General features: G+C 45.4%; 16 protein-coding genes. 10 read left to right on the forward strand and 6 right to left on the reverse strand.

All coding sequences use genetic code 11. The features are described from left to right. Positions 1–5: 5 nt before the first annotated feature. The 4 genes from ACQEXU_RS08515 to ACQEXU_RS08530 form a co-directional block, all read right to left on the reverse strand. Positions 6–1,727 (reverse strand): RCC1 domain-containing protein, encoded by a 1,722-nt coding sequence (locus tag ACQEXU_RS08515; RefSeq protein WP_427010459.1) that lies wholly within the window; start codon positions 1,725–1,727, stop codon positions 6–8. A gap of 75 nt (positions 1,728–1,802) precedes the next feature. Beyond that, the gene (locus ACQEXU_RS08520; protein ID WP_427010460.1) at positions 1,803–3,371 is read right to left on the reverse strand and encodes an ABC-F family ATP-binding cassette domain-containing protein; all 1,569 of its coding nucleotides are present in this window, start codon (positions 3,369–3,371) and stop codon (positions 1,803–1,805) included. A 253-nt stretch (positions 3,372–3,624) separates the two neighbouring features. Further along, positions 3,625–5,799: a CHASE3 domain-containing protein gene (locus tag ACQEXU_RS08525; protein ID WP_427010461.1), complete on the reverse strand. Its 2,175-nt coding sequence runs from the start codon at positions 5,797–5,799 to the stop codon at positions 3,625–3,627. A gap of 213 nt (positions 5,800–6,012) precedes the next feature. Then, the gene (locus ACQEXU_RS08530; protein ID WP_427010462.1) at positions 6,013–7,920 is read right to left on the reverse strand and encodes a methyl-accepting chemotaxis protein; all 1,908 of its coding nucleotides are present in this window, start codon (positions 7,918–7,920) and stop codon (positions 6,013–6,015) included. A 578-nt stretch (positions 7,921–8,498) separates the two neighbouring features. Here ACQEXU_RS08530 and ACQEXU_RS08535 point away from each other — a divergent pair. The 7 genes from ACQEXU_RS08535 (at position 8,499) to ACQEXU_RS08565 (ending at position 18,060) form a co-directional block, all read left to right on the forward strand. Further along, positions 8,499–9,206 carry a response regulator gene (locus ACQEXU_RS08535; RefSeq protein ID WP_427010463.1) on the forward strand — a complete coding sequence of 236 codons (708 nt, stop codon included), beginning with the start codon at positions 8,499–8,501 and terminating at the stop codon, positions 9,204–9,206. Beyond that, entirely contained in the window at positions 9,196–10,626 is a 1,431-nt protein-coding gene (locus ACQEXU_RS08540; RefSeq protein ID WP_427010464.1) for an ATP-binding protein, read from the forward strand. The genes ACQEXU_RS08535 and ACQEXU_RS08540 overlap by 11 nt, the downstream gene beginning before the upstream one ends. Position 10,627: 1 nt before the next feature. Beyond that, positions 10,628–11,860 carry an ABC transporter substrate-binding protein gene (locus tag ACQEXU_RS08545; RefSeq protein ID WP_427010465.1) on the forward strand — a complete coding sequence of 411 codons (1,233 nt, stop codon included), beginning with the start codon at positions 10,628–10,630 and terminating at the stop codon, positions 11,858–11,860. Positions 11,861–12,168: 308 nt separating this feature from the next. Then, positions 12,169–13,332, forward strand: a complete 1,164-nt coding sequence (locus ACQEXU_RS08550) for a substrate-binding protein (protein ID WP_427010466.1) — start codon at positions 12,169–12,171, stop codon at positions 13,330–13,332. Continuing rightward, complete coding sequence (locus ACQEXU_RS08555; protein WP_427010467.1) at positions 13,325–15,121, forward strand: diguanylate cyclase; 1,797 nt, start codon at positions 13,325–13,327, stop codon at positions 15,119–15,121. The genes ACQEXU_RS08550 and ACQEXU_RS08555 overlap by 8 nt, the downstream gene beginning before the upstream one ends. Positions 15,122–15,379: 258 nt before the next feature. After that, positions 15,380–17,395, forward strand: a complete 2,016-nt coding sequence (gene fusA, locus ACQEXU_RS08560) for an elongation factor G (RefSeq protein WP_427010468.1) — start codon at positions 15,380–15,382, stop codon at positions 17,393–17,395. Between the two features lie 56 nt (positions 17,396–17,451). Then, a complete protein-coding gene (locus ACQEXU_RS08565; RefSeq protein ID WP_427010469.1) occupies positions 17,452–18,060 on the forward strand; it encodes a class I SAM-dependent DNA methyltransferase in 609 nt (202 codons plus the stop codon). 57 nt (positions 18,061–18,117) lie between these two features. On the opposite strand, the gene ACQEXU_RS08570 is transcribed toward ACQEXU_RS08565, so the two are convergent. Beyond that, entirely contained in the window at positions 18,118–18,312 is a 195-nt protein-coding gene (locus tag ACQEXU_RS08570) for a hypothetical protein (RefSeq protein ID WP_367989301.1), read from the reverse strand. A gap of 354 nt (positions 18,313–18,666) precedes the next feature. Between ACQEXU_RS08570 and ACQEXU_RS08575 the strand changes: the two genes are divergently transcribed. After that, positions 18,667–19,209 carry a phosphatase PAP2 family protein gene (locus tag ACQEXU_RS08575; RefSeq protein ID WP_427010470.1) on the forward strand — a complete coding sequence of 181 codons (543 nt, stop codon included), beginning with the start codon at positions 18,667–18,669 and terminating at the stop codon, positions 19,207–19,209. A 52-nt stretch (positions 19,210–19,261) separates the two neighbouring features. Here the strand turns inward: ACQEXU_RS08575 and ACQEXU_RS08580 are convergent, their stop codons facing one another. Then, positions 19,262–20,698, reverse strand: coding sequence for a serine hydrolase domain-containing protein (locus tag ACQEXU_RS08580; protein ID WP_427010471.1), 1,437 nt, complete (start codon positions 20,696–20,698; stop codon positions 19,262–19,264). A 404-nt stretch (positions 20,699–21,102) separates the two neighbouring features. On the opposite strand from ACQEXU_RS08580, the gene ACQEXU_RS08585 reads away from it, so the two are divergent. Together ACQEXU_RS08585 and ACQEXU_RS08590 are read left to right on the forward strand one after the other, a co-directional pair. Continuing rightward, positions 21,103–22,887 carry a M20/M25/M40 family metallo-hydrolase gene (locus tag ACQEXU_RS08585; protein WP_427010472.1) on the forward strand — a complete coding sequence of 595 codons (1,785 nt, stop codon included), beginning with the start codon at positions 21,103–21,105 and terminating at the stop codon, positions 22,885–22,887. A gap of 171 nt (positions 22,888–23,058) precedes the next feature. Continuing rightward, positions 23,059–24,831, forward strand: coding sequence for an alpha-amylase family glycosyl hydrolase (locus ACQEXU_RS08590; protein ID WP_427010473.1), 1,773 nt, complete (start codon positions 23,059–23,061; stop codon positions 24,829–24,831). The last annotated feature ends 51 nt before the right edge of the window (positions 24,832–24,882 follow it).

Here is a 24,882-nt window from a genome sequence, read left to right on the forward strand (position 1 = left end):
TTGCACTAATAAGAGGCCTCTATCATTTCCACTTCTGGCACCAATTGCGCTGCTACCGCACTGTTATCTGCGTGAGAAAGCAGCCCCCATGTCACCACCTCACCATTTTCATTGATCGCTGCAAAGGCATAGAGTGAACTGTATAGCTGATCTATGTCAGCAAGCGTTCCAGTGAGATTCAGTGACGTATCGCCCCCACGTGTAGCATCTCCCCACGCCACGACTGAGCCGTCATTTTTTATCGCCGCAAAGGCACTTCGTGCAGCGGTAATACTCTGCACACCAGTCAAAGACGCACTCACTGCGCTGCTATCTCCACCCTCCGCAGCATCGCCCCAAGTAACAACCGTTTGATCGCTCTCTATTGCAGCAAAGGCATCTCGCGTCGCCACGATGGACTGAATATCCACTGCCGTAGGCGTTAAGAAACTGCTGTTGCCAGACACACCATAAGCAACCCCATCAACACTTCCCCAACTGGTGACAGAGCCATCATTCAACAATGCCGAAAAACCAAATTCAGAGGCCACAATAGACGCAACATTGGAAATACGAGCAGCTAACGTTGCCATATCTCCACCGTAGCTTGCATTTCCGTAGACGGTGACATCACCATTCGCTTTTTTCATGGCGAACGCATAATCATTTACGGTCACGCTTGTTACGTCTGCCGCGGCATAATTCGGTACAACCCCAACCGGACTGCCTCCTGCAGCATCTAGGCCCCAAAACGTCGTCGAACCCGATTGGTCAACGGCGACAAATGCACCGACGTTACCAGATATCAGTGTGGTATTCGTAGGTGTTTGTCCCTCCAAGTCTCCACCTCGTAAACTGTCTCCCCAAACCACCACTGTGCCATCTGCCTTTCTTGCTGCAAACGCAAAATTGGTGCTAGTAATCTCAACGATATTAGTGAGCTGCGCTTGCACAGCACTGCTGTCTCCACCGCGAGTTGCATCTCCCCAAGTCACCACAGTGCCGTCGTTTTTCAAAGCCGCAAAAGCAAAATCGTTTGCAGTAATGGCGGTGATATTTTCAAGTTCATCAGCAACGGCTGACGAATCTCCTCCGCGCGATGTCTCTCCCCACGTCACGACACTGCCATCACTTTTCAGCGCTGCAAATACGCCTTCTCCGGGCGTAATACTGAGAACATTAACCAAGTCTGAACTCACTGCGCTAGAGTCCCCACCATTTGAGGCAATACCCCACGTTACCACGCTGCCATCGGTTAAGATTGCTGCAAAAGCATAAGGGTTGGTCACTATGGTTTGTGTTTGTTGACGTCGAAATAACGCATACTGGGGCGTAGAAATAACACCATTTGGGTCTGTCACAGTGACTTCTAGGCGTAGTGTTTTATCGCTATCGGCAGAGAGAAAGAGATACTGATCGCTTGTGCTGCGTAGCTCATCATCCAAATACCAACGATAGAAGATATCACCAGGGCAATTCTGACAAGAAATGGTTGCGGTGAGCATCGTCCCCGCAACCATATCGCCTGTGAACGAAATATTGGTTACACGCGCTGTTGAAGTTGGTGCACTATCTGACAAGACAGGCTGCTCACCATTATATGTAGGTTCAATTGAGTCCCTATCATGTAAGTAAAAGTGGCAAGCGGTTAACAACATTGCCAATACACATACACACCCAGCGCGCACGGCTTCACCTCCAATGAAGACAGTAGCCAATAACGCTTTCGTTGTATCTTGCTCGATCATTTGCCGACGCTTATTACATAAACTTTAGCATTAGCTTTACTCAATGGTAGGTTTCTATCGATTTAACTTCCGTCGCTACAGTAAATACTGATCATCCACTCCGCACTCTTTCACAAACGCCTCATCATGGCTGACAAGGATAAAGCCACCTTGATAACGATTTAACGCACTGGCTAACATTAACTTTGAGTCAAGGTCGAGATGATTGTCCGGCTCATCCAACAGTAGAAATGGATGCGTCGCTTGATGAGTGACGATCAACATCGCTAGTTTCATTTTTTCACCCCCACTAACGTCTTTGACTAAACGCCAGACCGCATCACGACGAAAGCCGATACCAGCGAGTTGTGTTCTCACTTCACTCTCACAAAGATGAGGACAGTAATGGCTTAAGTTATCCAACAATGTCTGCTCTGGTAATAACCGGTCAAAATGCTGATCGAGATAGAACAACGGAACATTGACCCGCTTTTCTCCAGAGAGCAGTTCTACATCACCCAACAACACCTTCAACAGCGTTGACTTACCACAACCATTATCGCCACTTAGGTGCAGTTTTTTACGCATCGAACACGTGATGTGAACGGGTTCAGCTGACCCATGAGGCAATTGAGCATTAATCAGAGAGACCGCTGTATTGCGGCTCGCCACACCCTGTCCCAATGACATACTCTGCGGCTTTAGTTGTTCAACTTGTTTCGCAACCTGATTGGCTTGCTGTGCCAACATGGTTCGTCGCACTTGCTCATTGGTTCTTCTCGCTCCAACCGAGCGTTCTGCTGAATTGCGCATACCATTGAGTAGCAGTTTGGCTTGGCTTCCCTCTCGCCGGAGTTTTACACCTTGAGCCGCTCTGCGTTGAGCCTTTTCATGGTCTCGCTGCGCTTGGCGTTCAAGTTGTTTTTGTTGGTTCTTTATCGACAATAACTGTCGCTCTACCGCTGCTGTCTCATGTGCTTTTTGTTGCCGATAAACATCATAGTTACCGCCATATTGTTGCAGCCCAAGACGAGAGAGCTCCCATATTTGGTCGACGTTTTTGAGCAACGCACGATCATGACTGACCAAAATAATCACACCTGAATAACGCGCCATCTCTGCTAACAACCACGCTTTTCCGGCACTATCGAGATGATTACTGGGCTCATCCAGTAACAACAAGTCCTTAGGGTGCTGAAACAGTCGCCAAAGCTGTAGCCGTGCTAGTTGCCCACCTGACAAATATTTGCATAAATGGTCCGGGTTATTTGGCAGCTTGAGTTGTGCCAGTTGTTGCGCCAGTTCTTCACGTATCAGCCATTGATCACCAATGGCTTCAAAGTCCGCTGGATCGCAACAACCATTTTCAACGCGGTTCAAAGCATCAATCACCACATCGAGTTTTAGAAACTGCGCAATGGTTTGGTCATTGGTTAAAAGATCAGAAGGAAGTTGACGATATTGAGCCACGCTTCCTTCACGTAAGATATGCCCAGCAAAAGGCAAGCGTTCGCCAGTTATTAAGGATAACAACACCGATTTTCCACTACCGTTGCGTCCAACGATACCAACACGGCGATGCTGAAGACGAAATGAAAGGCTTTCAAACAAAACCTCTCCATTTGCAAAACGAAAAGTCATATTTGATGCATGTAATAATGGCATAGTGCCTCCTGTGTAACAGGGGCATTAGACGCAGCTAACCTGAGTAAATCGATTCAGTGATGAGTAATGAGATTAATGACGAGCTACGCCTACTAACCCTGTAAATCCGAAAGAAAATGTAATATTTGGATAACAGGATTTAGTGATTCATATTGGCGTAAACTCCGAAAGAAAGGTTGTGGCGAATTGTAGAAGAATTCGCCAGCAATGTGCAAGAAAAAACCGCCACAACTGTGGCGGTAATTGAAATGTATTAAACTCGGAACTGATTCACCATCGACTTCAGTGCCTCAGCTTTCGACGCTAACATCTTGGCTGACGATGCCGCCATATTCGCCTGCTCATTGGCATTGCGCGACACTTCGGAGATCACTTCGACATTTTTGGCCACTTCGCTACTGGCCAGCGATTGCTCTTCCGCAGCGGCGGCAATACTGTCGATCATACTGGCGACTTGCTGCGCTCCGCCGACAATTTCATCCAAACTGCTGCCCGCTTGCTGCGCTAAGTCGAGCCCTTCATGGACGTGGTTGGTACCACTTTCCATTCGTTCAACCGCAAGCTGAGTTTCACTTTGAATGGCTTCAATCGATTGCCCAATTTCTTGAGTCGCTGTCGTTGTTCTGTCTGCTAGAGCACGAACTTCATCCGCAACAACCGCAAAACCTCGTCCCGCTTCACCTGCCCGAGCCGCCTCAATCGCAGCGTTAAGCGCGAGTAAGTTTGTTTGCTCTGCAATGTCGTTAATCACATTGATGATTTCGCCAATTTCAGCACCACGTTTACCCAGTTCAGTCACGCTACTCGATGATGCTGACACCGCGTCATTAATTGAGTTCATGCCTTGAATGGTGTTGCGTACTATCTGTCCACCCGTATTCGCTGTCACCCCAGCACTTTGTGCACTTGAGGTCGCATCCGCAGATTTCGAAGCCACTTCTTGGATACTGACTGCCATTTGTTCAATGGACGCTGATATTTGTGCGACTTTATCAGACTGCTCCTCAAGATCTTTTGCCATTAAGCTATTAGCTTCGGTAATGGCAACTGAACCTTCAACCACCTCATCTGTGGTCGTGAGTACTTCTTTCATCGCTTGATTGGTTTTGCTGACCGCCTGATTATAACTATCCGCCATCACACCTAATTCATCTTTGGACTCCACTTTAATCGTTGCAGTCAGGTTGCCATTCGCTAATTCCTCAAGGCCTTTAGCTACTTCAGCAACAGGCTCAGTGATCGCTTTTAACACCACCCAAGAAATTACCACGCCCAATGCAATTGCAATGAGTGTACCGACAACAATGGTGCTTGTTGTGGTACTGGCTGCATCTTTCGCTGCGGCTTGACGCTTAACCATCAAGGCATCTTCCATTTCAATGAAATCGGCAATTTGTGCTCGGAATTTGTCAAAGTACACTTTACCTCGCGCCTCACCGACAAGATCCGCCATATCGTTCATGGTTTTGGCGTCGCCTATCTGGGTGCGCAGTGCGATCATGGGCTCCACAATATTCACTTGCCACTCATTGATGGTTCTTTTCATCTCACCTAAGAGCTGTACCTGAGCTGGATTATCACTCACGGTTTTTTTCAATGCCGTAATACTTGATTCAAACGTAATACTGCCCTGATTGTAAGGTTCCAGAAACTCCTCGCGACCTGCTAATAGGTAGCCACGCATACCCGTTTCCATATCTGCCGCCGCTGCCAATACACTCTGCGCCGCTTCAATGACTTTATGGGTGTGATTCACCCAGCCAGTTGCATCCTTTAATTGGCTTAGTGTAGAGGACAGTGCGTTGTAATCTTGGGCAGACATAAAGCTTGCATCATCAATTCTCTTAAGCAGTTGAACACTTCTTTTGAAGTTGTCTTCATTTTGCTGTTGACGCTCTTTTAATAGCTTGGTTTCGCGTTCAATGAATAAGCTAACCTGCTCTCTGAACTTATCGAAGTACACTTTACCCCGAGCTTGTGCAACCAAATCAGAGACATCATCCATGGTTTTCGCATCACCAATGACTCTTCGAAGCTGAATGGTGGGTTCCGTTACATTACTTAGCCAAGCGCTAATAGTTGATTCAATTTCCCCTAATCGATTGACCTGTGTCGGGTTATCACTCACCGTTTGTTTTAGTGCGCTCACCAGAACTTGGAACTCTTGTTGACCATTTTTATAAGGAGTCAGAAAATCTTCTTTCCCAGCTAATAGATAGCCGCGCATCCCCGTTTCCATATCTACCGCAGCGGCTTCAATTTTCATCGCTTGTTGAATCACTTTGTGGGTATGGTCCACCATTCCACTGGATTCCACTTGCGAGCTTGAGCTTGTTATCGCCACAAACGATAAAAAAGATAATAAGACCAATGGAATGCCTGTTCCTAACGCAATTTTAAATCGTAAAGGTAGGTTCTTAAAAATCATGAAGTTGTTCCTCGACTTATTCTTATAGCGGGCAACTCCAGAAAGAGGTGCCAACAAAATCCTTTCTGTAAACAACGTATTTGTGCAAGAAATCACATGTTATCTACTTAGGTATAGACCCAATCGAAAGACAAATCGAGAAACACCCAAAAGTATTAAGTAAAAAGAAAAGGTAGAGAAAGCAGGCTCGGGAAAGAGCCTGCTAAGAAAGGCTTACAGTTTGAAACGAGAGACAATTTGTTCAAGGTTACGGTTAATCATCGCAATGTTCGAAGCTTCATCCTTAACTGATGATGCACTGTCGTTCATTTCTCCCACGATGGTATTAATCGCGGTCAGATTGCGGCTAATTTCTTGAGTGACACTGCTTTGCTCTTCAGATGCAGTCGCCACTTGAGAGCTAAGATCATCAATTTCAACCACACGATCAGTAATTTTCTCAAGGCTTGCTTCAACATTGCCAATATCAGTAGAGGTTTCTAGACAACGTGTTTTGGTCGCTTTGATTGAATTCACTACGGATTGATTACCTGACAGTAGCTCTTTGAGCGCCGCTTCAATTTCTTCAGTGCTATTTTTGGTACGACTGGCAAGGCTACGCACTTCATCCGCGACGACGGCAAATCCGCGTCCTTGCTCACCCGCACGAGCAGCTTCAATCGCTGCATTGAGCGCTAACAAATTGGTTTGCTCAGCAATGTCACTAATCACCGTTAAGATCTGATTGATATTCTGGGTTTCATTGCTCATGTTAGTCACATGTTCAGTGGCTTCTTCCATATCATTAACAAGCGCTGATATGTTGCCTTTCGCTGTCATGACTATTTCTTTGGAGGTGGCCCCAGCGATATTCGCTTCAGCTGTATGATTAGCGGTCGCAACAGCATCTTTCGCAACGGAATCGGCTGTTGCACTCATCTCTTCAACGGCTGTTACCACCTGCTCTGTTTCAGTTGCGTGCTGGGCTAGTATGTCGGCATTATGATTACTCTGCTGATGCAACTGCTCCACTTTCTCCGATAACTGGATACTTACCGTTTGCACCTCAGTGATGATGCCTTGGATCTGTTCAATAAACAGGTTAAAACCATGAGAGATTTGTCCTAGATCGTCGTGACTACGCACTTCTAACCGCTGCGTTAGATCCCCTTCACCTTGCGATAAGCTCTGCACTGTCTGTTTTAATGCAACGACTGGGCGATAAAGCAGTTGGATCACGACAAAAACAATCAAAGCACTAATGATCGTCGCAATGAGTGTACCCATAATGGCGCTGTTTCTGGCTCCTTTCAGCACGGCAAATTCTAGCTCTTTGTCTAAACCGATTAAGAAGTACCAGCTTTTGTTCTCGATATCGATGCGATAGCTGAAAAACATTTTTTCGCGCTCATCCACAACGGCCTGAGTCACAAACTCTTGTTTTCCAATTGATTGATTCGCAATATTCTTTAGCCATTCATATTGAGTTGCATTGTTGCCCGCTTTTAGATTGGTTTCTGACGAAGCTAAAATTGTTGCATCATCAGTCAGAATCACACCTAAGGCGCCTTCTCGCTCTTTCACTGCTTTAGCAAGTTCATTTAAAAACGACAATTGCATGTCGACAGAGATCATCCCATTGGCCGTTTTCTGAACGAGGCTGATCCAATAGATATCTGAGTCTGTTCCTAAGTAAGGGTCGGTCATCGTCGCGGTATGGCTATTTTGCCCTTGTTGATACCACGAGCGAGTTCTTACATCGCGATTAAGCTTGTGATTCGGCCAGTTAGCGGATGTTTGGTTCCAATACGCATCACCATTATCAAACCCGACTACCGAACTATTGAGATTCATGGCCGCAGCAATTGTGTGAGTCAAATTGATATAATCTTCAGCGCTACCTGTAATTTCATTTTTCTGAAAAAGTTGGCCTAGCTTTGTTAATCCCTCTATTTTTTCAAGTAACCGTGTCTGGATAACACTGGCCTGCTTAAATACATACTCTGATCCTGAGTTATTGATGGCTTCAATGAGTGCATCCTTGCGTTGAAGATAGAAATAGTAACTGGTAAGAGACACCGAAAGTGTCACTAACACGGTTACTGCAATCAAAACGTACTGCTTAAATCCAAGATATTTCATTATGTATCGCCTATGTTGGTCACATTAGGTTGGTTAAAACCTCATCCCGATCGCCAGCAAGCAAAAAGTATTAATCTTTATTTATAAATATATTAATTATTGATAAATGATATCAATTAAAGAAAACTAATCAACAAAATGAATGAGGAAACCAGCCAAAAACTAGTACTTAAGTTTATTTTTAGTGATTATCTATATGAGAAATCATGTTAGTTAAAGGATATTATTGGATGTAAGTGTTCACTTACAAAGGCGTTACAAAACTCATCAGCAGCTGAGGCCAAAAACCAGTATTGTTAGCAAATCTGAAGTATCCAAGTTGGCTGCACTGCCGAATAACTGCACCTACCCCCTTACTTTGGTGTATTGCCCCGTATCCATGCGGGGCTCTTTTTGGTCAGTGGTTTGCGAGGGATTCAACAAGTTAAATGAAACATTGCAAGTCTCTTCACAGTCATGCATTTGTAAGTAAATCCTTACAAAAAAGGCACCACTCATACAGCAATTTATATTTCCATCAATTGAGACCAGATCGAACTTGTCGCATCATTATCGGCGGTATGACTGGGAGGTAATGCATGGATGATAAGTTGATTTTAGTCGTGGACGACAACGCCGAGCTTCGCGAAGCACTTTCCGACTATTTAGGTAAGGCCGGTTTTCTGGTTTTAGGGGCTGAGAATGGTGAGGCTATGTGGGCACAGCTTAGCCAGCACAAACCTGATCTGATTATTTTAGATATTATGATGCCAGGCGACGATGGATTTACATTGTGTCAGAAGCTGCGACGTACCTCAGACGTCCCTATTATTATGCTCACCGCCGTTGCTGAAGAAGCAGACCGTGTCGCAGGATTAGAAATGGGAGCCGATGACTACATCACCAAATCTTTCAGCCCCCGGGAGCTACTTGCGCGCATCAAAACCATCTTACGTCGTAGCCAGCTGACTAGCAGCTCAACGTTAGCAAAGAAAGTGAATTTTGCTGACTGGCAATTGAATACCGTCACACGCCAACTCATTCACTTACCCACTAATCACATCAAACAACTTAGTGGGGCAGATATCTCTTTGCTGAGCCTCTTTGTCACACATGCCGAATCCATTCTATCCAGAGACGATATTGCTCGTGAAATATGGGGCCGAGATGCGGATCCATTTGAGCGCGGAATCGATGTCCAAATCAGCCGCTTGCGTCATCACTTGGAAGACAAAGATCGCTCCTTGATCCTCACAGTACGTAACAAAGGGTACATGCTGACCACGGACGTCCATTATGAGCGTTAGATTCTGGTCCAACTCCCTCGCCACCCGTACCAGCTTGTTTCTTCTTACCGTGATCATTCTTGCTCAGTTGCTTGCCGGGGCAATTTGGTATCAGCACACCAGTAACCGCGACAAGCAAGGGCTGGTGACAACAGTGCGAAGCCTTGCGATGAGCGCATCCTCGACGGTCTCTTTCTTCCAGACGTTGCCTGTGGAGTATCGCCATTTAGTACTCAACCAATTGAGGAACATGGGAGGCACCCGCTTCTTTGTCTCCCTAAACAATCACCAAATCGATATGGCTCCACTACCCGAGAGCGAACGTAAGTCCCTTGTAATAAACGAGGTTCATGACGTCCTAGCAAATGAATTGTCTGAAATTGGCAATATCCATGTTGAGTTTACCCGTCGGGATAAACTCAGAGTCTTCAATAATGAATTACCTATCGATGAGCTTCCTATGCTGTGGGCTCATTATTCGCTCTCGTATGGCGCACTCAATCCTCCCATTCTTGTCATCCAAGTCGAAGTCGCACCGAATGAATGGTTTTATCTCGCAGCCGTACTTCCAGCTCCTTATATTCAGCTTCATACCCGTTATTTTGATGTTCGAGAGTGGCTGACCTTGGCTTTGTCTGCGCTATTGCTCTTAATTTGTACGTGGTTTGTTGTACGCAAAGAGATTCGCCCGATGCGCCGTCTCGCTAAGGCGGCAACTTTGATGTCGAGTCGCTTAAACGTGCCTGAAGTTAAAGAGGAAGGCAGTAATGAGCTGCGTGCCGCCGTTCGAGCCTTCAACAAGATGAATCGTCGTATCGACAGCTACATTCAAGATAGAGATATGTTATTTGGCTCGATCTCCCACGATTTAAAAACCCCTATTGCTTGTCTTAAGCTACGAGCAGAAATGCTGGATGACGATCGTGACAGAGAACGATTTTCACGGCTCGCGAATGACTTGGATCTCATGGTCAAAGGGGCGTTGCAATGTATACGGGAAACGGATATTCATGAAGATGTCGAACCGATTGACATTAACCAAATGCTACACCACATCACTGAAAACTTACCCTATAAACAAGAACAAGTTGTTATCCACGGCCAAGCCGTACAGCCTTTTATTGGTAAGCCTCTTGCCATGAAGCGTTGCCTACAAAACCTTATCGATAATGCCGTCAAATATGGCACTTGCGCCAAAATCAACATTGAAGACGGTGATAAAGCGTTAGTCCTTACTATCACTGATGAAGGTAATGGCTTAACAGCCGACGTACTAGAAAAGCTGTGCGCTCCGTACTTTCGGGCGGATTCAACACAAGAAGGCAATGGACTTGGCTTAACCATCTCTCAAAGCATTGCTAAAGCACATGGTGGGCATTTACAACTCAGCCTCACTTCAAACGGTGGGCTTAACGCAAGTTTGATATTTCCAAGAGGCTAATATGACAAAAACAATGGCACTGATGGCTTCTTTGCTATTTAGCCACACAACAATGGCCCAAGTAGAATTCCTCCATTGGTGGACATCGCAAGGTGAACAGCGAGCTCTCAATGAGCTAAAACAAGAGTTAGAAAAACACAATATGCCCATCTCGATGTCGCCAGTAACCGGAGGCGGAGGTGACAGCGCACTTACCGTGCTTCAAGCGCGCGCACTGGCAGGGAATACTCCCACCTTTGCACAAATCGAGGGACCCAGTATTAAAGCGTGGGATGCCATTGGCATTCTCTACAACTTAAACCCAACCGCTAACGCTCAGCGTTGGGAACAAACCTTGTACCCACTTGCCATTGATATCAATAAGACTATCAATGGTTATGTTGCACTCCCCATGACATTGCATCGCTTAAACTGGCTGTGGGTTAACAACACTTTGCTCAGCAAACTTCAGCTCACTCCACCACAAACGTGGGAAGAGATGTTGTCCGCAATGGAAACCGCTAAAACTCAAGGAATTATCCCGCTGGCAATTGGCGAACAACCGTGGCAAATCGCCCAGCTTTTTGAAAGCTTGATCATTGCCTATGGTGGTGTTGAGTTTTACAAAACAGCATTGGTGCAGTTAAAACCGGAACAGATTGATTCACCACAGATGCGCCGTGCGCTTAAGAAGTTTCGCCGACTCAGTTTATTACTTGAAAAGCTCGAACCTAATCAAAAGTGGGATACCGCCACCCAAGCACTTGCAGAAGACCGTGCGCTGTTTCAGTTGGGAGGAGATTGGATTCTCGGAGACTTACTTGCCCGCGGTAAGTCAGTCCCCCAGCAGATCGCTTGTTATCCAGCACCCCAATCCCATGACATTTTCCTCTACAATATGGACAGCTTTATCTTCATGTCTGGCAACATGACTTCCCATCAACAAGCGAATAAGCTGGCGACTATTATGGCGAATCGTGATTTTCAAATCCGCTTCAATAAGCTTAAGGGTTCCATTCCACCTCGGCTTGATATTGATATGCGCCATTTCAATGACTGTCAGCAACAATCCTATCAAGACTTCAAACGCGCAGTTCAACAAGGGCGTGCGGCCCCTAGTATGACTGACTCGATGGCGCTTAATCCCGTCGCTCAACAAGCCATGAACTCCGCAATCTTCCGCTTTTATCGAGACAAAAGTGTTACTGCCGATGACATGATCAAACGTATTATTGGTATTGCCGAAAGTAATTAGACCAAATGTTTATATTGAGAGCTCAAAAGAAGTGAATCTTATATGCAACATAGTGTGAATTTACAATGTAAATTCACACTATGTAAAATTAACCACATAAAATATATGCTTTTAATATCATAAAAAGCTAAATATTGACGTATTTTTGACGCCAAACCATATGTCGGCACTATGGTTTTTATAAAAACGCCTGATAAAATTAATAATAATTAAACTATAGACTTGAAAATGTAACATCTTTACTAACCCAAGTTTGTGGACTTTTATTAATAAATAAGTTGATAACATTATTCAGGTAGCGTGTGGTGATGAAAAAGTGGGTACCAAATAGGCCATTATTTGTGGCCTTTATTTGCGTGTTTTTATTTAGCTGCTCGCCAGCGAAAGAGCCGATAAAGGTCGGAGTGGTGTTGCCACTAACCGGAACATTCGCGGTATATGGACAGCAAGCATTAAAAGGCGCTCAGTTAGCGGTGGAGCAAATTAACGCTCAAGGTGGTGTGCTTGGTCGACCGTTAAGCCTCATCGTAAAAGATAATCAAACAGATCCAGCCAAAACCGTCGCCTTTAGCCGTGAGCTCGTTCAGGTTGAGAATGTGTTCGCATTGCTTGGGCCAGTGAGCAGTTCATCACGCTATGCAATGTCAGAGATCGCCGATGAGTTTAAAACACCAATGCTTTACGGCATCGATTATGAAGGACGACATTTTAGTCGCTACTTGATCTGCTACAGCACCATCCCTGAACATTACATTACTCCTGTCGTTCCTTATCTAACCGAAAACGTCGGTGATAAATTTTATATCTTTGGTTACGACTATATTTGGCCACATAAAATGTCAGAGCACATTGTTGAAGAGGTTGACCGAAATCATGGTCAAGTAACCAACGTCGAGTTCACGGCATTTGGTGTAGAAAACTACCAGCCCGTCTTCCAACGCATCAAAGACTCGGCCGCCCAAACGCTGATGCTAATTTTGCCTGGCGCAGACGGTTTCCAATTCCTCTCTCAAATGGCCAATTTTGATTTTGGTCGCAACATCCAAGTGGTCGCATTTGCAGCCGATGAAACCTACTTAAGTAATGTCGACAGTGCGGCATTAAATGGGGTACTGACTGCGCTCCATTTCTTTAATGAACTCGACACCTCTACGGCGCAAAAGTTCGTCGAGGATTATCGCAAGTTCCATGGTTACGAAAGTGTCGTCACTTACTCAAGCAAATCGCATTATGATTTGATGTTCATTCTTAAAAAAGCCATTGAAGCTTCAGGAGAATTCAATAAAGAGACAACCGTTAATCAGCTGCAAAATATAACGCTCTATGACGGTGATGCTAAAGTCAGCCTACGGGTCGATCATCACTTTAATTTGCCGATGTATCTAGGGCAGTTTAATAACGGCGACCTCACCGTTATTAAGAATCTCGGCATCATTACCCCACAAGATCAAAGAAATATAGTGGATGAATAAACTCAGTGTTAAAGTGTTTTTGATATTGTTGCCTTTGGCAATATCCATAGTTTTGTTTAGTTATGCTTATTATCAAGCACGAGAAAAAATCATCATTGATCATGTGTTTCAAAGTAGCCAACTTGCGGCCACATTGGGAGCACACGAACTTGGTCACTCGATAGAGGGACGTTTTGACGAGTTTGATCGCCTGAGTCTGGAGCTTAATCGTTGTTTTGAAGGGCAGCGCCCAATCGCGGAAATGGCTTCCAGTGCATTGAGTTATGGCAATGGTTTTTCCGCGCTTATCGTATCTGATCTAAATGGGGTAGTCAGTTTTTCGACACTCTCGCCAAATAGCAGTAACCGTTACGTGCTGAGGCAAAACATTCTTAACACACGCGTATTATCCGACTTAACTGTCGATCGGCTTTATGATTCTTATGAGCAGTGGTCCAAGCAATACCCTGAAGCCGTGCGCCAAGAGCGTGAAGTTGAAAATGCCATTTATGCGCTAAAGAATCGGGGCGAAGAAAACTCGGCCGCCAATCGTGAATTAAACAGCCGCTTACTGGTACTGCGGGAACGAAAGCAATTACCAAAAACAATCGTTGAACTTGCAAGTAGTGACAAAGTCGCCGACCTCGGACTTATTTTCGAAACAGAAACCTACTTTTACTCGCGCCCAATGCTCAATTGTAAAAAAGAGTTGATTGGCTTTTACACCGTGGTGCTGGATAAAACTCAAGTTGAAGACCAACTCTTTGAGATCAAGAAAAATCTATTAGCGAATGACTTCAAAGAGGTTGATGTGGCGCTGGTACTGAATGAAAACATGCAGCTCCTATCCGCCACCAACTATTTAGAAGGGGAGCAACTTGCTCGTCATAAGATCAACCAAACAAGTCAGCCGCAAATACGCAATGATTTAGGTGGTGTGTTGGTCAACATCAACATTCCTGTCTCCTTAAAACGGCACTTAGTCCACTTTAGATACGCACCGAACGCCCCTGACGCACACAAATACGGCGTCAGTATGTTGGTGTTTGTTCCCATGCAGGAATTGGAAAAACAGTGTGATGAACTACTACGAGAAGTGCTGTTGTACCTAATGATCACACTGATCCTGTTTATCATTCTGACCTTGTCGCTATCACGCTATATTGCCGCCCCAATTGCCATCTTGCGCCGCCGAGTGGGCGATCTTTCCATGGGGCGTAAAGTGAAGACTGAGTACATGCTACGAGACGATGAAATTGGTGACCTTTTTAATGCATTTTCAAGCATGGCCTCAACCATTAAACACAAAGAATCACAGCTCGTAGAACTCGTTAGACAAGACCCATTAACGGGCGTATTAAACCGACGTGCCTTATTGTCCATGGCAGACGACATCAGGCGAATGAATATCCCGGCCTGTGTGTGTATGCTCGACCTCGATCACTTCAAAACCATCAATGATACCTATGGGCACCCTGCTGGTGATGCGGTTCTTAAAACATTTTGTACGTTAGTATCAAGTGAAATCCGGGGCAATGATGTGTTTGGCCGGATGGGTGGTGAAGAGTTTGCACTGATTTTGCCAGAAACAAGCCTTGAGTATGGCGTTATCATCGCCGAGCGAATCCGTCATCGCGTCGAAAGCCAATTGCTCTATTCTCTTGGGCTAGAGCATGCCGAGCCCGTCACCGTAAGCATCGGCATCACTGAATGGCAGAGTACTGATGTTTCAAAAGCACTTTCAGCTGCTGATCGTTGCCTCTACAAAGCTAAAAATCGTGGACGTAACCTCGTGATCGCCTGCGAATAATCCAACTAATCCCACTCTAAAGCCAGAATCTGCCATCGGATTCTGGCTTATAAGAACTCACCAACATTTTACTTGCTTAAATCATCACCAGTGAAATAAGTCACATAAACAATAAGGATATTACTGCATACTGAAAACTCTCATCCTTGTTTGGGGAGTGTATGTACCGAGTCATCCGCAAAATGACATGGAAGACGGGCAGGCGGTAATCCCGCCTACTCCAAGGTCTTTCGTCTTTCATTTTGTAAGGAACTCACTATGCCCATCAACAAGATCCGTAATATCGCCTTTGTTGGTCAATCTGGTAGTGGCAAGACAACCCTCATCGAAAAGCTCTTGTACACCACTCATACCACCACGCACCTTGGTAGTGTTGACAAAGGAGATACCGTCACCGACTTTGATAACCAATCTATTCATTACCAACACAGTATTGAAGCGACTCCAGTCGCTCTGAGCTGGAAAAAACATCGCCTCAATATTATCGATACCCCCGGACAAGCCGAGTTGCTTGGTCGAACACTCAGTATTTACCCTGCGGTTGAAACATCGGCTTTGGTTATCGACCCTCAAATGCCAATCAATCAAGTATCCGATCGGTTATATGCCTTCGCTAAAGAGCAACAAAAATGCCAGATGATCATCATCAATAAGCTCGACAGCCACGCCAATAAACTTGAAGAAATTTTACAGCACATTGAGCACCACTTTGGCGACAGTTGCCTCCCCATCAACCTACCCTCTGCTGATTGCACCGAAGTGGTGGATTGTTACTTTGAACCAAACGAGCAAGCTTCAACCTGTATTTCCGACGTCACTTCAACGCATGAACGCCTCATTGACCAAGTCGTAGAGTTAGACGAAGACCTAATGGCGCTTTACCTTGAGCAAGGTTCTGCTCTCACCCCAGAACAGTTACACGACCCATTTGAGGAAGCTTTGCGTACTGGGCACGTGATCCCTATCTGTTTTGTTTCAGCACAAACAGGCGCTGGGGTTGAGCTGCTACTTGATGTACTTTCTGAAATTATGCCAATGCCAAACGAGGGCAATCCGCCACTGCTGGAGAAAAATGGGCAAAAAATCAAAGTCAATTGTGAAACATTGGAGCACAGCGTTGCTCACGTATACAAAGTCAGCGTCGATCCTTACATGGGGAAACTGGCCTATTTACGTGTCTATCAAGGTGAGATTAGTACTGGCAGCCAACTATTCATAGGCGACAGCAATAAAGCCTTCAAAGTCGGCCATCTATATCAACTGCAAGGCAAGCAACGAAGTGAAATTTCACGTGCATTGGCGGGAGATTTTTGCGTATTAGCTAAGGTCGATGACCTTGAGTTTGACGCAATTGTGCACGACTCCCATGAGGAAGATGACGTCAGCTTAAAAACACTCAACTTCCCTGAATCCATGTACAGTTTGAGCATTAAACCCGTCAAACGCGGCGACGAACAAAAATTAGGTGAAGTACTAAACCGTATTGCCAGTGAAGACCCTTCGCTGAAAGTCGAGCATCGTAAACGAACCAACGAAACCGTCCTCAGTGGACAAGGCGAATTTCATCTCAAGGTAGCCTTGGAAAAAATGGCTGATGTCTATAAGCTCCAGCTAGAAACCAGCCAGCCAAGCGTGGAATACTTTGAAACCATCACCAAGCCAGCCGAAGGCCATTACCGCCATAAAAAGCAAAGCGGTGGTGCCGGTCAATTTGGCGAAGTGAAACTGAGTGTACGACCATTGGAAAGAGGCAGCGGCTTCAAGTTCATTAATAAGGTTGTGGGTGGTGCCATCCCAACTTCTTTAATTCCTGCGGTCGAAAAAGGCATCCTGCAAGCAGTTGAAGAAGGTGCGATATCCGGCAACCCAATCAAAGATGTTGAGGTCACGGTGTTTGACGGCAAATACCATTCCGTTGATTCGAAAGAGATCGCATTCGTTATTGCTGGGAAAAAAGCATTTTTGGAAGCCGTTGAACAAGCCGCACCTATTGTTTTAGAGCCCATTGTTCAAATGGAACTGACAATTCCGACCAACAGTGTTGGGGATGTTTCTGGCGATCTCTCTGCCAACCGAGGTTTAATCGAGAGCACCGAACCACAAGCAAATAACTTTACCTTAATGCAGGCCAAATCGCCTATCAATGAACTGCAAGATTATGCACGACGTCTTCGTTCACTCACTGGCGGACAAGGCATGTTCAATATGACATTAAGTCATTACGAACCCGCCCCTCCGGGAATACAAAAAAAAGTATGCTCTGAACTGGGATAAATAGGCAAATCGGGGCAGAATAGGATCCTGCCCCGTTTAACATCACAAGGAAGCGAATGAAGGCCGAATACGACTTAATTGCCAGCCAATGGCAAGCAATGCGCACTACGCTGCCTAAACCTGACCAAGCCCTATTCCGTTGTTTTTTGAACCAGCTACCTCAAGAGAGCGCTATCTTAGACCTTGGCTGCGGTACAGGTACTCCCGTCGCTCAGTTGCTGATTGAAAACGGCCACCGGATCACAGGAGTTGATCGCTCAAAGAAATTGCTGGCAGTCGCCCAAGAACGCTTCCCACTGCATCAATGGCATTTGCAGGATCTGGAATCATTCAATACCAATCATATATACAATGGTGTGGTGATCTGGGACAGCCTATTCCATCTATCTCGCGAACAACACCTCCCCTTATTGATCAAGGCTTATCAAGCCCTCTCTCCGGAAGGGTTACTTATCTTATCCAGTGGCGGTAGCGACACCAACATCGCACCTTTTACTGGCGTTATGTTTGATGTCAAATTTTTCTATGATGCTTACCCTGTCGCAGAGCTCATCACCCTATGTGAAAGCATTGGCTTTACTGTGATTGATAAAAAAATGGTCAACCTGCCAGACGGAAAGAAAGATAAAGGAAGGTTAGGGCTAGTGATGAAAAAAACAGGGTAAAGCAACGGCTTTACCCTGTTGTGGCTATCCTCAACATTTGGAGGAAATGGCTAGGAGTTATACGTCAAGCGACATCCCTATTTGATTAAGCTTCGATTTAAACTCATCGACGCTATTCGCCTGATAGGTTGGTGACCCATTGAAGTAGCGCGGCTTTTCTGGAAGCATCGCGTTTTTCAATGCGTTTTCCTGATCAAGATCATCATGATAAACCGTTACTCGATTCGGAATGTCCTGTTTGAATGTCGCCATCGGATTCTCCTTTTTCTGACGTTGTCGTAATACTCTTGCTGCTGGTTGCTGTCCTCAATACATCTCGTTTCGGATTTAAGCGCATGACATTAAGAGTAGGAAATAACTCACCACTGTCAAAACAAGAAAATACACATCACTATCATTAAAATTGCACATAACAATTTGTTTAATAAGAATAAAACTAACAATTCAACACTTTCTTGCTGTTCTGCTTTTTTGATATTTTGTGAGCACCTATCCAGAGTTGCGACAAATGAAAAAAACGTCTCGTGGATTTTACAACTCTCTGTCACATTCCCCCTGTTCAGAATTACAATTTGTCTCAAATGAACGCCATCAAACATCGACATTATGAAAGCTGTAACCCGACTTGCTCCTCTGCTCCTTACTGCCACGCTGTCTTTACCTGTCCAAGCCTCAAGCTCAGATCACTGGGACACATTTAGTGATATTGGCGCATATAGTTTGGTTGGTGCGGCGCTGGCTTTGCCTGCCTACAAAGAAGATTGGCAAGGCTTTCAGCAAGCTGGTCTTAGTATGGCAGTAGCAGGCGGAACTGGGTTGCTAGGCAAAGCTTTGATTGAAGAAGAAAGGCCTGATGGCAGCAGCGATGACAGCTTCCCCTCTAACCATACCGCCATGGCCTTTTCTTCCGCCACGACTCTGCATCTTCGCTATGGTTGGGAAGTTGGCTTGCCCGCTTATGGCGTTGCCTCTCTCGTGGGAGTTGGCCGCGTCGAAGCCAATCGACACTACTGGCGAGATGTTTTGGCAGGAGCAGTGCTCGGCTCTGTTTCCGCATGGATATTTACCGACGCATTCGACAATAACGTCCAGCTTATTCCATGGGTGGATGATGAATCAGTCGGTTTGCATGTATCCATGGCTTGGTAAACAAAAATGACGTGCTCTTTGCAAGCACATCATTCTTGTTTGGGGCTGGATGTTAATCCTCATATCCAACAAAGATAGGAAGAATGTCGTGTTTCATGATGCTGAAATCATTCGTCTGCCCTGCATAATTGGTGGCTGTTTTCACTACGATAAGATCCAGCTCTTTCACAACAGCAATAACCTGACCGCCATAACCAAGACCATATACAACACGATACGTTTTACCATCAACAAAATGGTCATTTATCCACCAGTAATAGCCATAACCACTACCGTCCCAATTGGTGGCGACATAGAACTGGGTTGAGCGTTCAATCCAATCTTTACTGACGATCTGCTTTCCTTTCCATTGACCATCATTTAGCACCAGCATCCCAAGTTTCAACATATCCCTTGCGCGTAAAAAGCCACCTCCGGCCGCGTTACTCACATTCCCCATTTGGCCTGACATATAAGCATTTTTAAAACAAAGCTCTGCCATTTTGCTTTGCGGAATATAACCAGCTAAGTTCGCTTTACGGTCCCTATCTGCCAGAATTTCCCCCACGACAGTGACTAGACCACCGTTATAAGTAAAGTGAGCTCCTGGAGATTGAACGAGTTCTCTATCGAGGACAAACTTCACGGGCTCTGAGTTGAACATTTCTTGATAGCGGACGTTATTTGGATCTGAATAAGGTAAGCTCCACTCATCCCAATCCAATCCAGAACTCATCGTTAGAAAATGCTTTAACGTCAGTTGGCTCTTATCTCCTTGAAAAAATCCCGTGTAATGCGGCAAATAGGTCGATAGCGGCGATTCTTCATCTTCGATAAGCCCCTCTTCAATAGCTACACCAACCATTAACGAGGTCAAACTTTTTGATATCGATTGAATACTATGAGGATACTCGGCCTGCCAACCATTCATGTATTCTTCTACAATCAATTGGCCCTGTTTCATCACAAGCAAACTACTGGTTTTTTGATAAGGATCTTGTTCGCCGTTAAGCTTCTCCAACAGTGCATCCAACTTGGTATGATCAAAGGTCACCTCTTCTTTTTTGACCAACCAATCATCATCGCAATCATCAACTGGTGATATAGGGTTAAACCAGTTGGAACCATACAGCAGCTCGATTAATGCCTCCCCTTCAGCATCTTCAACGCGCGTTAACTGATGGCTCTCACCCCAATAATTGATTACCACCTTTTGGTACACCCCCTCTTCCAACGAAGACAACGTGCCAGTAGCATCCTCACTGCCTGCAACCGCGTCAAAGGTACCGTCTGGTTTAATTTGAATTTGCTGGTGCCCCCAAGGCGTGATCAGATAATTTTTTCCTTCTGAACGATAGAATTTCACATGAGGCAAACCGGGATAAGTTGAAGAATAGACGCCTAAATGTGATTCAGAGGTCACAGGTTGCTCGCTACATCCCATTAACAAAACAGCACCTAGAGCAGCTCCAGAACCATATATCAAAGCGTTAAAAAACCATTTATGCATTGCACTAGTATCCTTAACCAAATAATGGTCAAGGTATGATATAAAACACCACTCATACATAGATACTGTAAATATATATTTTGCGAGCTAACAGCGTGATATTTTATAAAACTAGTACTAACCCCGTATAAAGCTTCAGTACCAAAGCATGAAAACCATTCAATCTCCCTCACAATTTCTCATGCCTATATCAAACGCTAAGCCTATAAATTACAACAGTATTATTGAATACAGAAGTTGTTGATTATGCGACATTGGTGTATCAACTCTAATCACGTTGCATTGCAAAGATACCAATTGTTTGATGTCAATTCATTATTTAACAAATTAATAACTTAGTTACGTATTAATCAACCTTATTCAAGGTAAGAATGGTTGGGATTCATAAACACAAGGAGTCACAAATGCAAGTAAGCATAACAACAACGAAAACAATCCTCGCAACTCTGATTAGCTCAACAATGTTAACAGGGTGTTTCTGGAACGATCCCAGAACAGCGGCGGAACACGTCAGTGGCAAAATCGATCGTGAAGACGTCGTCGAGCACTTAGCAGAGCTCGAAGCACGCGCTTCAAAAACCAGCGACGGGAACTCTATTACCCGTGCAGCAGGTACAGTGGGCTACCAAGAGTCATTGGAATACATCATTGACGTCATGGAAGAGCATGGCTATGAGGTCACCACTCAAGAATTTGACTTCCGCGCATGGGAAGAGTTAGCAGGCAGTGCGCTGAATGTTAATAACGCCGATTTAGTCGGTGTGCGAGAAGCAGGTGAAGGCGTGGATCCTGACTACGCAGTCATGTCCTACTCAGGTAGTTCAAATGGCGAAATTACTGGTGAAGTAGCATTTGTGACACCAGATTTTCGTTTTGACGCAGCAGATTACGACAGTACGGATGGCTGTGAAGCATCAGACTTTGAAGGCAAAGATGTCACAGGTAAGATCGCAGCTATCCAACGTGGTGGCTGTACTTTTGATGCGAAAGTGATGAACGCTCAAAACGCAGGCGCGAAAGCAGTTATCGTCTTTAACCAAGGTAATAACGAAGGCCGTAAGGCAGTAGTTAGTGGTACCTTGGGTAGCGATACCAAAGTGACCATTCCTGCAATAGGCGCACGCTTCGATCTAGGTGCTGAATGGCGAACTCTGGTGGAACAAGGGCAAAGCGTTCCTGTGAAGCTTACTGCGAACGTTCAGGATGAAATGGTCGTAACACAAAACATTCTTGCAGAAACCAAACGCGGTAACCCGAATCAGGTTGTGATGTTAGGTGCGCACTTAGATTCGGTACCGGAAGGCCCAGGTATCAACGACAACGGTACTGGTACTGCTGGTCTACTTGAATACGCAGTTGCACTGGCAGAAACAAAAGCACCAGTGAAAAACAAAGTCCGTTTCGCTTGGTGGGCAGCAGAAGAAGCAGGTCTTGTTGGCTCTGAGTACTACACCAATGAATTGTTTGGTCCGTTGTACGATCAAGCACAAACCGAGATCATGGCGGAGCTAGAAATTACCGATCCAAATGCATTGACACCAGAGCAAGTGGATATGGTTGAAGCACGTTACAACAAGCTAAACAAAGTTAAGTTGTATCTAAACTTCGATATGATTGGCTCTCCAAACTACATCTACGGTGTAATGGATGGCGACTTGTCTGATACCAAAGACAGCCCAGACAACGCCTACACTGGTGATTTTGAGCCACCGCACGGTACATCAGATATCGAGTCCATTTTCAATGAGTTCTTTACTTCGAAATCTGAATCGACCGTACCTCAAGCACTATCTAAGCGTTCTGACTACGCAGGCTTTGCGGATTGGGGCGTGGCATTTGGTGGCCTGTTTACCGGTGCAGAGAAAGTGAAATCAGCGGAAGAAGTGGCTCAGTTTGGCGGTGAAATCGATGTCGCTTACGACAAGTGTTACCACCAAGCGTGTGATGATCTCACAAACGTGAGCCAGCAAGCGCTTTACGTCAACACTCAAGCTCTTGCTTACGTCACCACTTACTACGCGTTTAGCAAAGAGCTGTTCCCAGCGGAAGAAGCAGCACCACGTATGGCTCGTTCATTGAGCTACGAAGCGCCGGCAGAAAAACTGCGTATCGGTGAGAAGCTGAAAGCCGCAGACAGTGTGTCAGATCACGACCACTTCCATGGCGACTTCGACCAAGATCGTAAGTAATCTTGTTGAACAGAACCATTTCCTACTAAACCAACGCCGCATTTCGATGCGGCGTTTCTTTTATCACACTCACAAAAAATCCATCTACGCCCCCTTAACGTAAGCAGAGGATGAGGGAAAATCCTCCGTGCTCTTCTACGCTAGAATGAAATCACTTTCACAGCGTTAGTCATGAGCAAATTCAATATTTATCAGGTTTTTACCCGCCTCTTTGGCAATACCAATACCACCAATCAAGCGTGGGGCACCATGCAGCAAAATGGCGTGGGTAAGTTTTCTGATTTAACACCTGAAGCGTTAAGCGCCATTCGCCAGCTCGGTATCACACACATCTGGTATACCGGCGTGCCGCATCATGCGCTTCTCACCGATTATTCCGAATTTGGGATCGCGGCAGATCACCCAGATATAGTCAAAGGTCGCGCAGGCTCTCCTTACGCCGTCAAAGATTATTACTCCGTCAACCCAGACTTGGCCGATGACCCAGCACAACGAAACCAAGAGTTCGAGGCGTTAATCAAACGGACCCATGAGGCCGGAATGAAAGTGATCATTGATATTGTTCCTAACCATGTTGCTCGCCATTACCAAGGGCTGAATAATCCCAAAGATGTTCAAGATTTCGGTGAAAACGACAACAACAAAGTGGCTTACGCTCGAGACAACAACTTTTATTACATCCCTGATCACGCATTTAAAACACCAGATCTTCCCCCTCATATGCAGCCATTAGGAGGCCAACAGCCCTCAAGGCAAGAAAATCCGTATGTAGAATACCCAGCAAAATGGACGGGTAATGGCTCACGGCTTGCCAAACCACAAGCCGATGATTGGTACGAAACCGTTAAAATTAATTACGGTATCAAACCTGATGGTAGCAAGGACTTCCCGACACTTCCGCAAGGGTTCCGAGACAAGAATCATGCAGCGCACTATCAATACTGGCAAGCACACAACCTACCTGACTCTTGGTATAAGTTCCGTGATATTGCTTTGTTTTGGCTAAGCAAAGGGGTTGATGGATTTCGTTATGACATGGCCGAAATGGTGCCTGTTGAATTCTGGAGCTTTCTCAATGCCACCATTAAACATCACTACCCAGAAGCATTCTTGATGGCTGAAGTCTACCAACCTTCGTTATATCGAGATTATATCCAGCTTGGGAAAATGGATTACCTGTATGACAAAGTTGATCTCTATGATCAACTCAAAGCCATCATGCAAGGAGACGGCTCCACCAGCGATATTGGCCGTATCGAATGGGAAATGCGCGATATTGAGCAGCATATGCTGCATTTTCTCGAAAACCATGATGAGCAACGCATTGCTTCTCCCGAGTTTGCTGGCTTAGCTGAAGCGGCTAAACCTGCCATGTTGGTGTCAGCTTGCTTATCGTCAGCGCCGACACTGATCTACTTTGGCCAAGAAGTTGGTGAACCCGCCAACGAAATCGCAGGATTTGGCCAACCATCAAGAACATCGATTTTTGACTACATTGGCGTTCCCCATCACCAACGCTGGATGAACCATGGCAGATTTGATGGCGGTCAGCTTAACCCGCACGAAAAGGCGCTGCGACAGTTCTACCAGCAATTATTGAATCTCTGCTTAAACAGCCCTGCATTGCTTGGGGAATATCATGATCTTTACGCAGAAAACCATAAGAACTTTGCTCCAATGCAACATCAGCTCTATGCTTTTGCCAGAAGCTGCAAGCGCCAAAAGCTCATCTTAGCCACTAATTTCAGCAAACATGAGGGTCAAACCATCGATCTCACTTTGCCTCAGGCGCTCATCCACCACTGGCAGTTAAAGCCCGGCGCATATGCGGTACCCGACAAACTTTCACAGCAATGCTTTGAGCTGGTCGTTACTCAATCATCAGCAACTATGCAGCTTGATTTGCCTCCTTTGTCAGCACGCTTTCTTGAATTATCCAATTAAAAAAACGCTATCGCAGTCATGCGATAGCGTTTTAATTCTTGCTAAAAGTCT

The sequence above is a fragment of the Vibrio sp. TRT 21S02 genome (genome assembly GCF_050113675.1).
In the GTDB taxonomy this organism is placed as follows: Bacteria; Pseudomonadota; Gammaproteobacteria; order Enterobacterales; family Vibrionaceae; genus Vibrio.